General features: G+C 55.2%; 17 protein-coding genes and 1 pseudogene. 3 read left to right on the forward strand and 15 right to left on the reverse strand.

Annotation, left to right across the window (positions count from 1 at the left end; all coding sequences use genetic code 11):
* Window positions 1-122: 122 nt before the first annotated feature.
* A complete protein-coding gene (locus Q4P78_RS08175) occupies window positions 123-953 on the forward strand; it encodes a hypothetical protein (RefSeq protein WP_303339886.1) in 831 nt (276 codons plus the stop codon).
* A 113-nt stretch (window positions 954-1066) separates the two neighbouring features.
* On the opposite strand, the gene Q4P78_RS08180 is transcribed toward Q4P78_RS08175, so the two are convergent.
* The 4 genes from Q4P78_RS08180 to Q4P78_RS08195 all read right to left on the reverse strand — a co-directional run bounded on the left by Q4P78_RS08180 (window position 1067) and on the right by Q4P78_RS08195 (window position 5244).
* Window positions 1067-1747, reverse strand: a complete 681-nt coding sequence (locus tag Q4P78_RS08180) for a histidine phosphatase family protein (RefSeq protein ID WP_303339888.1) — start codon at window positions 1745-1747, stop codon at window positions 1067-1069.
* 177 nt (window positions 1748-1924) lie between these two features.
* Window positions 1925-2023 carry an AURKAIP1/COX24 domain-containing protein gene (locus Q4P78_RS08185; protein WP_005504750.1) on the reverse strand — a complete coding sequence of 33 codons (99 nt, stop codon included), beginning with the start codon at window positions 2021-2023 and terminating at the stop codon, window positions 1925-1927.
* A 211-nt stretch (window positions 2024-2234) separates the two neighbouring features.
* Window positions 2235-4034 (reverse strand): FadR/GntR family transcriptional regulator, encoded by a 1800-nt coding sequence (locus Q4P78_RS08190; RefSeq protein ID WP_303339890.1) that lies wholly within the window; start codon window positions 4032-4034, stop codon window positions 2235-2237.
* 115 nt (window positions 4035-4149) lie between these two features.
* Window positions 4150-5244: a helix-turn-helix transcriptional regulator gene (locus Q4P78_RS08195; protein WP_303339891.1), complete on the reverse strand. Its 1095-nt coding sequence runs from the start codon at window positions 5242-5244 to the stop codon at window positions 4150-4152.
* Window positions 5245-5553: 309 nt separating this feature from the next.
* On the opposite strand from Q4P78_RS08195, the gene Q4P78_RS08200 reads away from it, so the two are divergent.
* Window positions 5554-7332, forward strand: coding sequence for a TrkH family potassium uptake protein (locus Q4P78_RS08200; protein ID WP_368660900.1), 1779 nt, complete (start codon window positions 5554-5556; stop codon window positions 7330-7332).
* Window positions 7325-7987, forward strand: a complete 663-nt coding sequence (locus tag Q4P78_RS08205; protein ID WP_303339892.1) for a TrkA family potassium uptake protein — start codon at window positions 7325-7327, stop codon at window positions 7985-7987. Before Q4P78_RS08200 ends, Q4P78_RS08205 begins: the two co-directional genes overlap by 8 nt.
* 67 nt (window positions 7988-8054) lie before the next feature.
* Here the strand turns inward: Q4P78_RS08205 and proC are convergent, their stop codons facing one another.
* From proC to Q4P78_RS08260, 11 genes and pseudogenes are all read right to left on the reverse strand, one after another.
* Window positions 8055-8906, reverse strand: coding sequence for a pyrroline-5-carboxylate reductase (proC, locus tag Q4P78_RS08210; RefSeq protein ID WP_303339893.1), 852 nt, complete (start codon window positions 8904-8906; stop codon window positions 8055-8057).
* A gap of 140 nt (window positions 8907-9046) precedes the next feature.
* A complete protein-coding gene (locus tag Q4P78_RS08215) occupies window positions 9047-9457 on the reverse strand; it encodes a pyridoxamine 5'-phosphate oxidase family protein (protein WP_303339894.1) in 411 nt (136 codons plus the stop codon).
* Between the two features lie 192 nt (window positions 9458-9649).
* Window positions 9650-10231, reverse strand: coding sequence for a TerD family protein (locus Q4P78_RS08220; protein ID WP_303339895.1), 582 nt, complete (start codon window positions 10229-10231; stop codon window positions 9650-9652).
* 115 nt (window positions 10232-10346) lie between these two features.
* Entirely contained in the window at window positions 10347-11447 is a 1101-nt protein-coding gene (locus Q4P78_RS08225; protein ID WP_303339896.1) for a DUF475 domain-containing protein, read from the reverse strand.
* A gap of 36 nt (window positions 11448-11483) precedes the next feature.
* A complete protein-coding gene (locus tag Q4P78_RS08230; RefSeq protein ID WP_303339897.1) occupies window positions 11484-12059 on the reverse strand; it encodes a TerD family protein in 576 nt (191 codons plus the stop codon).
* 12 nt (window positions 12060-12071) lie between these two features.
* A complete protein-coding gene (locus Q4P78_RS08235; protein ID WP_303339898.1) occupies window positions 12072-12896 on the reverse strand; it encodes a hypothetical protein in 825 nt (274 codons plus the stop codon).
* Window positions 12893-13426 (reverse strand): TerD family protein, encoded by a 534-nt coding sequence (locus Q4P78_RS08240; protein ID WP_303339899.1) that lies wholly within the window; start codon window positions 13424-13426, stop codon window positions 12893-12895. Before Q4P78_RS08240 ends, Q4P78_RS08235 begins: the two co-directional genes overlap by 4 nt.
* Window positions 13423-13941 carry a hypothetical protein gene (locus tag Q4P78_RS08245; protein ID WP_303339900.1) on the reverse strand — a complete coding sequence of 173 codons (519 nt, stop codon included), beginning with the start codon at window positions 13939-13941 and terminating at the stop codon, window positions 13423-13425. The genes Q4P78_RS08240 and Q4P78_RS08245 overlap by 4 nt, the downstream gene beginning before the upstream one ends.
* On the reverse strand, window positions 13941-15128 hold the full coding sequence (locus Q4P78_RS08250) for a toxic anion resistance protein (protein WP_303339902.1): 1188 nt from the start codon (window positions 15126-15128) through the stop codon (window positions 13941-13943). Before Q4P78_RS08250 ends, Q4P78_RS08245 begins: the two co-directional genes overlap by 1 nt.
* Before the next feature lie 321 nt (window positions 15129-15449).
* Complete coding sequence (locus Q4P78_RS08255) at window positions 15450-16070, reverse strand: hypothetical protein (protein WP_303339903.1); 621 nt, start codon at window positions 16068-16070, stop codon at window positions 15450-15452.
* A gap of 283 nt (window positions 16071-16353) precedes the next feature.
* Window positions 16354-16596: pseudogene (locus Q4P78_RS08260) on the reverse strand (Ppx/GppA family phosphatase); the annotation flags it as partial.
* Window positions 16597-16978 lie beyond the last annotated feature (382 nt).

Here is a 16978-nt window from a genome sequence, read left to right on the forward strand (position 1 = left end):
AGTTATGCTAAATTTATTTAATTTTATCAAAAGCACCTGGGAAACAATCGGGGGCGGTTATCTCCTTGTTGCCCCGTTCGCTCCACTGATTATCCAATTACTAAAAAAATGGCTTTTTTGATATGTATGAGGACCTGAAAATAAACAAAATAGAAAAGTCAATGAAAAATAGTGATATATACCTTCAGCGATTCAAGGAATATAAAGATATTGAAATTCTCAATCAGGTAGACAAAGATTATTACGAGTATCCACTATCGTGGGAGAGGCGTGTTTTTGAGAAGCAGTTTGACCCAGCAATAACCAAACTTCTTTTAAAGCTAGACCTTCGCCGTGTAGCCCTCGACAAAAAAGCCAGCTCCAGCTCTATTTCAACACCATATTCCGCGCTCACAATCATCTTATCAATTGTAATAATTTTTATATTTATAGCAATCTTCATATTCTTTATACTAGCATTATACGTAGCAGTGTACACATACTTCAAAGAACAGCAAATCCTTGATGGCATCACACTATCGGTAATATCAATACTATATATATACACAATCGGCGTACTCTTTTTTATAGTATACCCTAATCTATTCCTCGTCGACCGAAAGTTCATTGACGCTTATATTATCGTCAAGTCAATTGAAGACGGATATATAGACGCAAAGGGTCTTGAAGATCTAAACACTCCAGACAAAATAACTGATCGCCTAAGAGACCTTTGGTCATACTCTTGGACGAAGGAGTTTTATGAAACTCCAAAATTTCCTTCCGGATTCCATGGATTCATTAAAAAACAGAAATTTAAAATTGCATTATATTCACCCCTAGGTAAGATGTATATTACAAAATACAATAAGAAACATGGTACAGCCTATGGCGTTATATATACCCGAGGCTTAGCAGCTGATTCTCCGCAGAATTGCACGTCTCCGGATACCTCTCAAAATTCCTCGCATTAGCTGTCCACTGCCTAGCCTCCTGGCAAGGTCATCTTTATAGATTAAAAGTAAAGGCGTGGTGGAGGGATACAAAGCCTTGCGTCCCTCCACCACGCTTATATGTAGTTCTAGTTTTAGCTACCCGGCAGCTGGATAACGCCGCCGTACAGGGGTGCGGCAGGCTCGGCATAGCCGCTCACACGCGGGGGCGCATCGCTATCCAGATCATCAAAAGTCAGCGAGGTAATAGACGCCAAATTGCACTGGCGCTTACGCGGATCATGCTGCAACATGCGACCCTCAAGCCCCAGACGAGTAATCCAAATCGGCAACTGGTGCGAAACAATAATCGCTTCCGCGCCCTCGCCACCCTTCTCATAGGCGGTGCGAGCAGCATCCTTAATAGCCTTCGCCATACGATCAATCTGATCCGTATACGACTCACCCCAGGACGGACGCATAGGGTTATAGAGCTTCAGCCAATGCTTCGGGTTGCTCAGCAGCTCCTTCGCGTTCACATGCAAACCCTCAAAATAGTTATCAGCCTCAATCACACGCTCATCAGGTACAGCCGTCAAACCCAGCAGCTCCTCAATCGGGGCAGCCGACTCACGAGTACGAGTCAACGGCGAGCACACCAGGTGCACAATATTGGCACCCGACTGTGCGCGGCGTTCAAACCCCTGGGCGCTCAAACGCACCATCTGCTGACCCTTATCAGAGAGGTGATAATTCGGCAGACGACCATACACAATACGCTCGGGGTTATGCACCTCGCCGTGACGCATCAAATGAACTGTAACAGACTTAGACATACACCTAGTGTACCGGCAAAAGCCCGCGGCAGGCGCCCGCAGACTCGCCGTATACGGTCCGCCGTGCAGCCGGCAAAGATACACCATCCTAGTCTGGCAGAACCGCACCCGGGCGCCGTTACCCGGGTACCAAAAACCCCGCATCGAAAAGGATGCGGGGATCTTAGCGAAGTCTATTTACTTCTTGTTGCGGCGCTGGTGGCGAGTCTTACGAAGCAGCTTGCGGTGCTTCTTCTTGGACATACGCTTGCGGCGCTTCTTAATAACGGAACCCATAGGATTTCCTCACTTTACTAGTCCCGGCCGGGCAAAAGCCACGGTTAGCTACCCGGGGTGTTTATACCGGTATAAACGCTCAGAAGCAATCTGGGCACAGCTGTACCCAAGCGCTTTGAAACGCTACCTATCTAGAGTACAAGCAAACGGGTCTAAAACTCCATTCCAGAGCGCAGAAAACCCAAAATTTGCGAGGATTATCTCCACAACCCTAAGATTTCGGCGCCTCATCAGAGTTCTGACCGCTGCCCGGCTGATAATCCGTCACGCCCAAGAAGCGCGAAAGACGCGAACGCAGGCTCACGCTCTCCTCCGCTGCCGGGGCGACACTCTCCTGGCTCTCAGGTGCTACAGGCGCAGGCGCCGGTGTCTCAGGGCTCTGTACAGGAGCGCGCAGGGTATCTACCGCAGGCTGCTCAGCAGCGGGTGCCTGAGCTGCAGAAGGCAGGGTTGAGGGGCGGGCAGGAGCCTGCACACGATCCTCGGCACGCACAGCCACTAGGCGGTCGCCAGTATCCACCGCGGCGCCCAGACGGCTGCTCGGAGCATCCACAATACGACCCGAACGGGCAGAAGGCTGCGGAGCACGCAAAGTCGCGCCGCCACCGGTGCGGTTAATCGGAGTAATAATGGTCGCGCGCACCGGGGAGCTAATCTGACCGCTACGGCGGCGGGCGCTATTACCCACGCCCGAGGTGCTAGCGCGCAGCACATCCTCACGCTCACGCACCACAGGCTGCTCAACGGCAGACAAAGTATTAGCGGGCTGCGGAGTCTGCTGTGCAGATACAGCCGGCGCAGGAACCTGCTGAATGGGTGCAGAAACGGGTGCGGCAGGTACAACCGGCGCACTCGGTACAGCCGGCGCAGGAGCCTGCTGGGATACTCCCGACAGACCGGTAGAAGCAGGAGTATTCACACCGTGAATACCGTACGATTCCGGGGCAGAAACAACCTTTAGAGAATCATTATTCTCTATTGTGCTCTCAGGCTCCTCGGTATCGGGCACGCTGGCAGGCTCTACAGACTCAGAAGAATCAAGAGAATCGGCAGATGCAGCCAAGTCAAGCGTTGCGGGCACAGACTCGCTCTGAACTGCAGCAGGAATCTCACTCTCAGTCAGCTCTTCAACACCAATAGATTCAGGTGCCGCACCCTCAGCCTCGACACTCTCAGATACAGCCGGGCGAGAGGAACCGAAACTCAACGAAATCTCGGGAGCCGCCGGAGGAATATCGGGCAGTTCCTCCAATTCCTCATCCATAAGAGGCTCAAAGAGCTCTTCTTCCTCAACACCGGGCAGCTGGTCAATATCCAGAGCATCAGCATCCAAATCAATCTGAGCCTCGGCGTACAGATCCTGCAGCTGCTCGGAAATCAAACGGCGCGCGGTGGAGACATCACCGTGACGCACAGCCTCGGCAATAGCGCGGTGCTCAGCGCACAGACGATCACGGGTGCTACTCCACAGGGGCACGCGACCGACCACCTCGAACAGAGCCTCACGGGTGGGCTGGCGAATAGCAGCCAGCAGACCCGAAATCAGCTCATTACCGCCCAGGCGGGTCAGACGGTGGTGCACGGTCAGCATGGCATCCAGGAACTCGCTAATACCCTGGGTGTCATACATATCGTCCAGGGCTTCGTCCAGCTCGCTAAAATCCGCTTCTTCCGGGTCGATCTGACTAATAGCCCAGCTTTCAAGCAGAATACGAGACTGCACAATATCGCGCGTGGGGTTCAAAGACGCCGCCATATGCAAGCTCAGGGGCGCCGCGGCAGCAACCGCCGGCTCCTCGTGCAGATGCGGGATAATCTCTTTGCCGCGACCGGAGTAGAGCTGCAGCAGCTCCATATCTTCCAGGACTTTCAGCGCCTCGCGGGTACGGGTGCGACCCACGCCAATGGCGCGCGCAATATGCGCGTCATCGGGCAGGTCCTGACCCAGGCGGATGGTTCCTTCGCTCAGTTCGTCTTCAACCCAGCGCAGGATTTTACGATGAATAGCCACAAATATCGTCTTTCGAAAAAGTCATCGGGTGTGAGTGAGTGCGAGTGTATACGCCGCTAAAACATGAACAGCAGGGCGCAGGCGGGAGTGCATGCCTGCACACCGTTGGAAAAATCTAGCGACGGCCGCCGAAGAGGCGAGAGAAGAGGTTACCGCTACCGCGCTGCTCCTCAGTCTGAGCGGGCTGAGTGTACGCGGAGGTGTACGGGCGGTATGCGCTCTGCTCGGGGCTTTCGGTGACGACCTCTTCGGTCTTGGTCTCTTCCTGATCTTGCTCAACGGTGGACTGCGGTTCAGTTGAGGGCTCAACCGCCACGGTCGCAATAGCTGCCTCGGGCAGGGAAGTTGCCGACGCCGATACGCTCTGAGTGGTCACCACGGCATTATCCGCAACAGCTGCGGTCTTGGGGGAAGTGACATAGGCAGGCACGCTCTGAGATGCGGGAGCTTCTGCAGCCGCGCTCTCGTCGCTCTTATCCTCAGCTGCGGGCACAGCGGCAACCGGTGCAGGAACAGCCGCTACGGGAGCAGGCAGGCTGGATGCGGAGCTCTTCTCTTCTGCCGATGCAGAAGCGGCACTATCAATACCGTAGGAGCCGGGGGTGAACGGGCGCAGCGGGGTGCTTTCAGCCAGCAGAGCGTCATCTTCAGATTCATCTTCTGCCTTGGCGCTTGCCTTGTCTATACCCACGCCGTAGGTCTCTTCACCCTGTGCTGCCTGGGGTGCGGAGGCGCCCACAGTTGCCACAGTCGGTGCTGCCGGTACGGCGAAGGAATCGTGCAATACGGTATCTTCTTCGGAGGAATCCTGCTGGATGGAAGCAGCGGGAGCCTGCTCGGCAGCTTCAGTCGCACGGGAGTTAACCACACGAATATTCTGCGCGGGAGCTACAGCGGGTACGCTCACACCACCGGGCAGAGCAACCTCGGGGTGCTGGCGTGCGGTCAGCACCAGGTGGGTGAGCTCAGCGATCCATTCGTTGAGCTCTTCAAAAGCTTTAAGATCCAGGGAGTAGAGTCGACGCTGACCTTCAATGTCAACGGATACGTAGTCGAATTCGCGCAGGATTTTCAGATGCTTGGAAATAGTCGGCTGGCTAACGTCCAGCTTTTCAACCAGGGCACCCACGGTGTGGGTCTGCTCTGCCAATAGGTGCATAATGCGGCGACGAGTGGGGTCCGCAATTACTGAAAAAACATCTGCTTGCATATTGCGATTATGTCATATAGCTCTCTGCATTTCATAGCAACACTCGTATATATCCAAAATTTTCGCGAAATACAGCCTTAAAACAACCCTTCAGGATTGTATTTATATATACGAATACATCTATATAGCCATATAAGCAATAGTATACTTTTCTGTCTCTACCCTACCAGTAGCCTCTCAGCACCCCGCATCGCTAGCACGCTCTCATTAAGCCCAGAGCACGGGCACGCAACAGCGAGCGCGAGAGCAAACAGCGATACACTATATACAGACTAAAAGCACTATCGAGAGCTCTGAAGGAGGGTAGAGATGGGTCTGGGTAAAACCAAGCGCAAGCTTCAGGCAACCCGCCGCAAGCGCAGCATTGAGCGCGAGCGTGAACGCGAACACCGCGACCTTTTCCGCTACTCTTCCCTGCACTCTCGCACCCTGCCGAGTACAGATCTACCCGATACAGCGAGCGCGCCCCGCTCTCGCTTTACCCTGAGCAAAAAGAGCGCCAAGAAATCCAAGCGCGCAGCAAGAGATAAAGAACCCCAAGAGCGTACTACCCTAACCCGCAGCGATTTGGATAGTCGACTGGCTCGTTTTGAGTCCTCCCGCAAGTCGCCCTATTCCACGCGCAATAATGCCCCCAGTTATCAGGCGCTACGAACCATTGCCGCGGATATGTCTCGCAGCGATACGCACTTGGGCGAGCAGGTGATGCGCACCGGCATCCTCAACCCCCGCCGTTATACGCGTCTGTGGGAAGAAATCGACCACAGGGTTTTCTCCTCCCCGTCCCGCACGGCTATTGCAGTCTTTGCCCTGGTCATTATTATCTTTACTTTGCTGCTCTCCCTGCCTTTTTCCTCGCGCAATGGGCAGATGGTGGAGTTCCACCATGCTTTCTTTACCGCAACCAGCGCGGTGACCGTTACGGGTCTCACCACGGTCTCCACGGCGGCTCAGTGGTCGCCTTTCGGTCAGGGAGTTATTCTGCTCGCCTGTCAGATTGGCGGTCTGGGTACTCTGACCATGACCTCCCTGCTGGCTCTTGCGGTGGGTCGCAAAATGGGTTTGCGTACCAAGCTCATGACCCAGGGGGAGCTCAATATTGGTCGTCTGGGCGAGGTCGGTAGCGTGCTGCGTGTGGTGGCGTTCTCCTCTATTAGTATTGAGGGTGCTATTGCTCTGGTGCTCACCCCGCGTTTCCTCTTTTTGGGTGAAGATCCGCTGACCAGTATTTGGCACGGTATTTTCTACTCCGTTTCCGCTTTTAATAATGCCGGTTTCACTCCGCATTCGGACGGTATTGTGCCCTACGGCCACGACCCGCTGCTGCTGATTCCTATCTGCCTGGCAGTCTTCATGGGGTCTATGGGTTTCCCGGTGATTCTCTCCATGCAGCAGAACCCGCTCAAGCCCTCGCGCTGGTCGCTGACCGCTAAGATTACTCTGGTTGCTACGACCGCTCTGCTCGTGCTGGGCGCCATTGCCTGGGGTGCTGCCGAATGGAATAATCCGCATACCATTGGGGATCACTCCACCGGGGATAAAATCCTGAACTCTTTCTTTGCCTCGGTTATGACCCGCTCGGGTGGTTTCAACCTGGTGGATATGAACGATATTAAGCCCGTGACCAGCCTGATTACCGATATTCTGATGTTTATTGGTGGCGGTTCGGCATCCACCGCTGGCGGTATTAAGGTCACCACCTTCGCCGTGATTCTGCTGGCTATTGCCGCCGAGGCTCGAGGCGACCAATTCGTGGTGGCATTCAACCGCACTATTCCCGAAGCGACCCTGCGCATTGCCATCTCCGTGATGGCTATGAGCTTTGGCGTGATTATTATAGGTGCCGGTGCTCTGCTGATTATTAGCGAGCAGCCCATGTCCCGCGTATTCTTTGAAACCATTTCAGCCTACGCCACCTGCGGGCTATCCGACGGTCTATCCGCGGAGCTGCCTCCCGCCGGTATTTATGTGCTGACCGCCTTGATGTTCATTGGGCGTATTGGCACGATTACCGCCGCAACCGGCCTGGCGTTGCGTTCTCGCCGCCGACTCTATCGTTTCCCTGAAGAAAGGCCCATCATTGGCTAATACTCATAATGCACCCGTGCTCGTGATTGGTCTGGGTCGTTTCGGTGCTGCCACCGCCGCCCAGCTGCGCTCCCTGAATAAAGAGGTGCTCGCCATTGAAAAGGACCCCGAGCTGGTTCAAAAATGGTCGGGTATTCTCACCCATGTGGTTGCCGCCGATGCCCGCGATATTGATACCCTGCGCCAGCTGGGTGCCGGGGACTTCGGTTCGGCGGTCGTGGGTGTGGGTACCTCCCTGGAGGCATCCGTGCTGATTACCGCCAACCTGGTGGACCTGGGCGTGGAGCGTATTTGGGCCAAGGCTATTACCCCTTCGCACGGTAAGATTCTGGAGCGCATTGGCGCCCACCACGTGGTCTACCCCGAGGCGGATGCGGGCCGTCGCGCCGCGCACCTGGTATCCGGTCGTCTGCTGGACTATATTGAGTTTGACGATGACTTCGCGATTGCGAAAATGCACCCGCCGCGCGAGACTCACGGTTTTACCCTGGCGGAATCTGACATTCGTTCCAAGTACGGTATTTCGGTGGTAGGTATTAAGTCCCCGGGTGAAGATTTCACCTACGCCGATGCCGAGACCGTGATTCACTCCCGCGATATTTTGATTGTCTCGGGCCATGTGGATCTGATTGAGCGTTTCGCGGCTCGTCCCTAGCCCTAAAGCCTACAACTAATGCCCCGTATCATGTACGATACGGGGCATTAGTTTTGACTACCAGCTATTAGTCAGCGGTGTACATACGACTCATTTCAGCCGAACGCTCAGCGCAGGCGCGCATAGCGTCTTCGGTCAGCTGGAATAGGCCCTTATCAATATAGGTATTAATCGCGCGCTCGGTGGTACCGTTCGGGCTGGTCACAGCCTTACGCAGAGCGGCGGCATCCGGGTTGGTGTCCAGCAGGGCACCCGCACCGGCAACAGTAGCCGATGCCAGGGTGCGAGCGGTCTCTTCATCCAGGCCGAGCTTTACACCGGCAGCTGCCATGGTCTCAGCCAGCAGGAAGGCATATGCCGGGCCGGAGCCAGAAACTGCGGTCACCGCGTCCATCTGCTCCTCGCGAACCACAACTACCAGGCCCACAGCGCCCAGAACCTTCTTCGCCAGTTCCAGCTGTTCCTCGGTCACAGACTCGGAGACGGAAATAGCCAGCACGCCGCGACCCACGCTCGAGGGGGTATTGGGCATGCATCGAATCACCGGCTGGTTGGCGGGCAGAGCAGCCTGCAGGGTCTCAAGGGTCACGCCTGCAGCCACGGAAATGACCAGGGCGTCCGGTGCCAGCGCGGGGGAAATCTCGCGTGCCAGCTCCACAATGCCGTAGGGCTTAACACCCAGCAGTACCACGGAGGCGCCCTCAACAGCTTCCAGGTTGCCCTCGGGCTTGAGCTCGCAGCCAATAATCACGGCATCGCCCGCACCGTGGCCGAGCTTTTCGCGCAGGCTATTCATAGAGGACTCGCTGCGCACGGTGGCGCGGATTGCCTCGCCAGGGTAGCCGCTGGCAATCAGGCCGGCAGCAATGGAGCCGTTCATGGAACCGGTGCCCAAAAAGGCAATGTGGGGGGTGGTCATCCTTGTCCCTTTCCTAGTGGTTATCAGCTTTTGAGCTATTTCTCTTATTGTAACGCCTGGCACCTTTTAGGGCAGAGGCTACCCGCCCGAGAGCTTCTATGAGTTACCCTCGGGCGGGTATAGCCCGGTATATCCAGGTGCTAGCTGAGCTTAAAACGACGACCGGTTAGGGATACCGGGGTGATTTCGACCAGTTCCAGCTTGGGTGTATCCACCCAGGTGTGCAGGCCGATTTCGTCGATTTCACGGCGGATCGTGTTGCCGGTAACCGGGCGAGCCACGCCGAAGATATTGACCGAGTAGGCGATATTTTCGTCAATGCGGTCAAAGGCGATAGTCACCTGTTCGTGCAGCAGCAGATTGGTGTACTTAGCTCCCAGCGCGGTGCGGAAGTAGATCTTCTCATTGTGCACCAGGATATTGACGGGGTTAATGTGAATCTCTCCGCCGTCGCTCAGGGTACCCAGGCGGGCGTAGCGTGCGGCGCGGGTCAGTTTCCAGCATTCTTCGGCGGTGAGAATTGTTTCGGGGTGATGTGCTTCATTACTCATGGTTTCAGTATGGCACGGAACACAATACTTTGGAATATATAACGCAAATATTACAAAGCTCTTCTGTCCCCTCCCTCCTCGCGAATACTTATCGCCGTCGCGAGTGTTGACAACACTCGCGACGGCGATAAGTATTCGCGACATGCAGGGCTTAGCCTGACACCGTCAGTATTGAGTTATAGAAACCCTGTATTAGAGCATAGTTGCCACGGACTGAATCACATCGCGCGGGGTACGAGCCGCACCCAACAGAGGCGCACCCGAAGCTTTGAACTCCCAACCCTGCGGACCGCGAGAGAGCACAGCCACCAGCAGACCGGTGTGAGAGCCCTTATCCGAAACGATAAAACGAGCAATCTCGCTACGGGTAGAAACATCCTCAACACGCACAAAGGCGTTTTCAATATTGTCGAAACGATCCTGAGAGTACGAGGTAATCACCAGCGCCAGAGAGGTCACCTGAGCCGGAACAGCCGCCAAGTTCACATCAATAATCTCGTCGTCGCCATCACCCTGACCGGTCAGGTTATCGCCGTGGTGGAAGACCGAATTTGCAGGGTCGTTCAGCTTACCGTAGAAGACAATATCAACAGCCTGGTTACCCGAGTAGAAGATGACCGAGGCATCCAGATCCACTGCCTTTTCCTTGGTGAAACCAAAGAAACCGCGGGTCTTAATCGGATCCCAGCCCAGACCCAGACGAATAGCGCTCAGCGCGTTGCCATCGCTCTTTGCCAGGTTAATCTTCTGACCCTTGGAGAGGTTAATAGCCATGAGTTTTTCCTACTTTCGGTGAATTTTCGGGGAAATTTAGGGGTTTGAGGGTACACATAACGCGGGCCAGCACGGTGACCGACCCGCGTTATGCTCAGCATAGTAGCGAGTACACCTAGACGGTGTAGCTACCCTTTTCGCTCGCTTCAACGCTCTGCGCGGCTTCGCGAGCCTCTGCCTCATTAGCTCGGCGCGAAGACCAAATGGAAGCGCCGATAAAGACAATGCCGGAAAGACCAATCACAGCGTCCGGAATTTCGAACTTCAGGGTCAGCAGCAGCATAATCGCCAGCACACCAATCGCCCAGTGAGCGCCGTGGTCCAGGTATCGCAGCTCCTGCAGGGTGCCCTTCTCGACCAGGTAAATGGTCATGGATCGCACGAAGAGTGCACCCACGCCCAAACCCAGAGCGATAATAATCGGGTCGCTGGTCACCGCGAACGCGCCCAGCACGCCATCGAAACTAAAGGATGCATCCAGCACCTCAAGGAAGAGGAACATGGAGAACGCTGCCTTGCCGGTCAGCATAGCCACCTCGGCAAGCGACTCCTCACGCTGCTCCTGACGGTCCTCCATAAAGGTCGCCAGACCGTTAGTTGCCAGGAAGGTCAGCATACCCAAGAAGCCCGAGAGTAGAATCTCGTACTCCTTGTGGTGCTCAGCGCCAAACCACTGGGACGCCACAATCAGCATCGCACCGGCAACCAGCACCGGCATGGAGTCAAAGTGACCCGCCTTTGCCAGGGGCTTTTCAATCCAGCGCAGCCAGTGGCTTTCCTTCTCCGATTCAAAGAGGAAGGAGAGGAAAAGCATCAGCAGGAACATGCCGCCGAAGGAGGCAATGGTCGCGTGCGCCGAATTGAGAATAAAGCCGTAGGTGCCCGGGGTGTGCGGGTCGCCCTGAGCCATTGCCAAATTCCACGCCTCGACCGGGCCGACGTTACCCGCCAGGCACACAATCAAGAAGGGGAAGACCAATCGCATGCCGAAGACTGCGACCAGCACGCCGACCGTTAGGAAGATACGGCGCCAGGCGTGGCTCATTTTTGCCAGGTATTTAGCGTTAACACCCGCATTGTCGAAGGAGAAAACGATCTCCAGAACAATGAGGATTGCTGCCGACACGGCACCGGGCACGCCACCGTAGAGGAAAGCGATAACCAGCGCAATGGCGGTAATAATAAAGTCAACCCTGAAGAATTTCAGAAGTTCCATAAAGCTGTGTGTTCTCCTAGATAAGGAATGTATCTCTTAGACGGTGAAGCCGTAAGAGGTCAGAATATGCGGCAGACCACCGCTGAAGGGCTCCTCAACTGCCTTGAAGCGCCATTCGCCATTGTGGCGGTAGACCTGCGCGAACAGTACGGAAGGAGCGGCAGCGCTATCCTCGGAGAGGTCGTAGCGCGCGATTTCTTCGTTCGTGTCGTCATTAACGATACGCACATATGCGTTGCGCACAAGTCCGAAGTTCTTGCCGGTGGTCTGGCCCTCGTGAATGGAGGCGAGAATGTGCAGGCGGTGTACGCGAGGATCGACCTTGTCCAGGTTCACAATAATGGTCTCGTCGTCGCCGTCGCCCTCACCGGTGCGGTTATCGCCGGTGTGGGTCACGGCACCGTCAGCGCTAATCATGTTGTTGTAGAAGATCAGGGAGTCATCGCCCAGAATCTTATCGTTCTCATCGGTGAGCATAACCGATGCATCCAGGTCGTAGCCACCACCGGCAATGGAGAGATCCCAGCCCAGACCGATGGTCAGGTTCTTCAGACCGGGTGCTTCCTTGCTCAGGTTAATGGGGGTGCCCTTCGAGAGCTTAATAGCAGCCATTGTGTTATCTCCTTAGTGGATGACGACCACCGTGCAGGCGGTCTGATGTTGATCGCTAAGAATCAGCAGATCCTTCACCGGTTCAGTGACCAGATTTAGGGCCCTATTGCTGAGCCTTAGATGATGACCGCTAATCCGCAGCGAACGAAGATTCGCTAAAGATCGCGGTGGAATGCTCAGCTCGGTGCGAGCCGGGTTCACGCTGGGGCTGTCTGCCCGGACTGTAAAGTCCAGGGGTCGGGCGGCACCCAGGGGTTCATTCCAAAAACTTGCAGCGGTGAAGATATTTTCACCGATGATTTCTATCCCACCCAGTGCGCTCTGCAGACTGGTGAGCCTGTACAGTAGTGCCCCCGGCGGGGATGACTGTAGAGTATCTACCGCTTCTGACTTTGTAGGGGAAATTTTCGCCGGCGGGTCAAAAGGAATAGCAAAATTCTGTGCAGTGCGTACCGGAGCCTGTGCCGTAGCCGGTGCAGCTGCGGGGGCGGAAGTAGTGGCGGAGGCGGATATCGAGGTGGCGGCACGCGCTAGATTCGGCGCTTTCACCGCAGCTCCCTGACGGGCGGAGGCGGGCGGCCTCCACTCTACCTTGCGCACGGGCGGATGCTCGGGCTCCTGGGCTGTGCTCTTCTGAACCGGCGTGCTCTGTTTGGCGGGAGGGTCCCACTCCACCTTACGTACGGGAGCCGAACCATCCGCCAAAACAGAAGGTACATTCTGGGTAGTCTGCGGCTGCACCGCGGAAGAACCCGAGACATCGGCCTGAGCCGCGCGGCGCTCATAACCCTCCGGTCGGTAGGCCTTGAGAAAAACAAAAGCCGGATGATTACTCATCGCCCAAAGCCCTTCATCATAGCCTGTAGAGAGTCCCATTCATCCTGCACCGCGCGAATCTTCCAATCCCCACGGTGACGATATAGCTGTAAACAGCGCAGCACGGCACTGCGGCCGGTCTGCAGCAGGGGCGTGGTGAGCAGGGTACGGCCGTCAACAGGATTGAGCAGACGCACCCTCAGGGAATCCAAACGGTTCAGGCGAATTGCATCGGTACCATTAACAAAAATCAGGATCTCCAGGGAATCAATATCCTCAGGAACATCGTTCAGGGAGACCATATATTGCACGGTATCCTGCTCCATATACTCGCGGCGGTATACCGAGGCGGAAGAATCCACCACCTGGTGTTCAAAGACAAAATCCTCATCTCGCACCAGGGCACCACCACGCGTGAGCACCACGCCGCTTTCCAGATAATCCTGCAGCATGGGTTCTGAAGTACGCATCTGAATACCGATCAGCACATGGCTAAGCCCGGGTGCTTCGGCATTTAAATTCAGGTTTTCACCAAGTTTTAGCTCGATCATATAGACATCCTCGCGTGCATAAAATCAATATGCGTTTCCAGGTGCAGCTCACGACCAAAACGCGCCGACTCGCGCACCTCCTCCAACGCCTGAGCAAAGCGATCACGCAGACTGGTCACACTCTGCAGCAGAGCCTGCTCCTGATGATCCGCCTGCGCGCCAGAGGTAGCCAAAGCGGCATAAGCGCGATAGGTGGTGGGCAGATACTCGCTCAGCGCCGTGTGGAAAGTATACAGAGCCGAATAGGGCAGCTCCTTGTGCAGACCGCGCTCGGACTCCAGCAACATGCGGCGGAAAAGCTCCGCGCATTCAAACCCCGGAACCAACAGGTGAGGAGGCACCGACTGGGCAAAAAGACTCAGAGTCTCCACGGAGCTTTGCAGTTCCTCCAATGCCCGGGCGGTAGCATGCTGTTCATAGTCCGCATGTTCCTGCTGCACTTGTCGAATCTGCTGAATTTCAGCGGCAGCTGCAGCAGATTCCCGGGAGGTGGAACGGCGGGAAAATAAGGCCACTATGCGCGCTCCGAAGCACGGTTTTCAATGCGGCGCATGGAGTCCTCGCTCATTTCGCGCAGCATCTGATTCGAGGCGGCAAAGGCATCAATAGCACCCTGGCGGAAGTTCGATACCTCATCCAGTGCCGATAGCACCTTGCCGTGAGCGGTCGCCAGCACGGAGGGGTCAATGGCGGGCTGGGATGCCATCTGCTGAATGCGGGTCGCCTGGGAAGAGAGCATCTCGGCATTGCGCATAATAGCGTTTTCCGTGGTTTCCTTCAGCGCGCCCAGCTGGCGCAGGACCGCCTCCTGCATGCCCAAAGAGCGGGCAATATAGGCGGTCATCTTGTACGCCCACAGGGTGGTGTCTTCGGCGCGGCGAATACCACGAATCAGCTCTTTGCCATTGCTGGAGACAATCTCGCTGGTCAAATACGCCTGACCGGCAATCTCCAGCTTGGTCAGCAAATCGCTAATGCGCTGCTCGGTTACGTAGAGTACCTTCTCGCGGTAAATGCGAGCGGTGTCGGGGTCACCCTCAGCTTCGGTGTCGTCCGCTGCCTGGCGAACCATAGCGGAGAATTGCTGCAATACGGCGATCTTCTCGTTCAACTCAGCCATGCCATCTTTCAGGCCCTCGCGCAGCTTAGCCAGCTCGCTCTGCTGCAGCACCAGGGCGTCGGTGGACTTATTCAGGCTCTTCTGAATACCCTCAATATTCTTATTGACCGAGGCGTACTGGTAGAAGAACTTATCCACCTTGGACTTCTGGGAGCCGAAGAGGCGCTTCATGACTCCCTTCTTGCCCGGGGTGCCGTCAATTGCGCTATAGTCCAGGGAGTTAATCAGGGCGCGCAGCTCCGCAAGGTTCTTAGAGGCCTTGGACTGCGGCGAATCGGGGCGCAGCTCGTACTCCTGCAAATCCAGCAGGCGCTGGGTCACGCGATCCACTCCTCTAAAAGTATCCGCACCGTATACGGAGATAGTGTTCTCCAGAGTGTCCATGAGGGTGGGTGAGTTCAAATCGGTCTCGTTCAGGGCAATAGCCAGGCTATCGGCCTCGTGATCGAGGGTGGTCTGCAGAGGTGCGGAGGTTTCACGCTTGACCAGGTCAATAGTTGCCGAACGATCCAAGCGAGCCGGTGCGCTTGCTACCTGAGGTGCCGAACCGATGCTGGGTTCGCGCGGTGCCTGTTCAATCATGGTGTATCTCCTGTGTGTGGATAAACAATCTGTCAGGTCACAGGGTAGTGTAATTCCCTGACGATTTAGCACGGTCTCATGCTCGGGGCGCGACTCTATGAGGGTTTAAATGGTTAATCTCGAAGCCCCGGAAGAGTATAGAAAAGACCGTATATTCACAGTAGCAACCTAAAATGTATAAACGCTGTGAATTCTTTGGTGGCGCATCTGCTCACCTGAAAGCGAAGTCGACAATATTAGTACTAAACCCCCGCTCACTCTTCTATGCAGAGAAACTGAAGAGTGAGCGGGGGTTAGTGCACGCGGTTCACTAGTGAAATACTAGCGGCGCTTAAAGATAATTTCTTCGCTCGTCTGGGCGTCGCGAGAAACCAGACGATCCTTTGATTCCACATTCAATTCGCCCAGGTCCTGGGAACCCGAATCGCCCTTAATAGTGACGCTAATACGCTTATCGGTCATGGACCAGGTACAGATATTTGCCGGTGAAGAAACCCCGGCGCTATGCACGCTCACAGTGCACTGACCGCCGGTATTGAGCTCCAGATTCATCATGACTTCGGAGCCATTAGCGCTCACTACGGCGCTAAAACTACCCCGCATATCCCCCTCAGACGGTGCAGTGGGGAAGGCAGCAGTAACCGCACCCCGCACCACAAAATAAGAGATAGCAAAGGCCAGCAGACCCAGCACAATACGTAGTACGGGGTTCTTTCGCTTGGCGGGTGTGGGTTCGCTCTGTTCCTGAAGTATTTCAGCGCTCACGGCGCTTCCATGAGGATGCGCAGTGCTATCTGAAGCGTGTAGATTTTTCCGGGCAGCGGAATTTTGGGTACCCGAACGCTGCGGCAAAACACTACCGGAGGCGCGGGATGCGTGGTTAGTATCCTCATTCCGGGAAGCTGAGTTGGCGGTATCGGAAGAATGAAGTGCAGAAGACATAGAATGCTCCTTGAATCACAATATATATTTATCGGTACCCTCACTCTACCATTCATATGCTATAAAACACATATATTACGAGGCGTGTAACCACCTAATATACATTCCCCTCTCTTTACCCCGCACACCAGCGCAGCCCGAATCACAGAGTATAGAAAACAGAACACAGAAAAACGGTGCCCGTCTGCCGCCACAGCAACAAACGAGTACCGCATCATAAACACGCTATACGCGCCGGCACTTACACGCCCGAGGCGCGAAAGCTCTTCGGATCCAAAGGAGTCGAGGAGCCATCCGCCAACATCTCCTCAATGCCATGCTCCACCGCGAAATCACGAGCAGAAGCCACAAACTCAGTCAGAGCGTCACGACCGGTGTCGCGAATATTGCCCTGCTCATCTAGGTACTGCACCAGCTGCAGCTGAGTCTTATGAGAAGCGTACGGCTCAGGGCGTGCGCCCGGATGGCCATCAATGAGCAAAAGATGAACAGTATTCGACCCAACGTCCAAAACCCCAAGACGCATAAACCCTAAACCTCGCATGCTCTTCATATAGCGATAGCTTCCCGGTATCTATGGGCAAGACGTGAATCGCAGGCGGATTATTTTAACAGCCCGCTTAGCTTCCCGACACCTATGGGCGAGGCACAATGATCAGCTTATCTTTATTCTCGCCCTTCACAGTTTCCGACACCTATGGGCAAGGCTCTTTTCCACGAGGAAAGACTGTGTTATCCCCGTAGTGAGTCTTCGCCCCATGATAAGGACTGTGAAATCCGCTATATATCTGTCTTATGTGTTATATCCAGTACGCGCTTTAATACGCGTCTATATCCACTACATTTATTCCCGAATCCGGCAAGGCTACGGCCAAAACCCCACATAAGATGAACCTCAGACGACCAGG

The sequence above is a fragment of the Rothia sp. (in: high G+C Gram-positive bacteria) genome, assembly GCF_030540545.1.
GTDB lineage: Bacteria > Actinomycetota > Actinomycetes > Actinomycetales > Micrococcaceae > Rothia.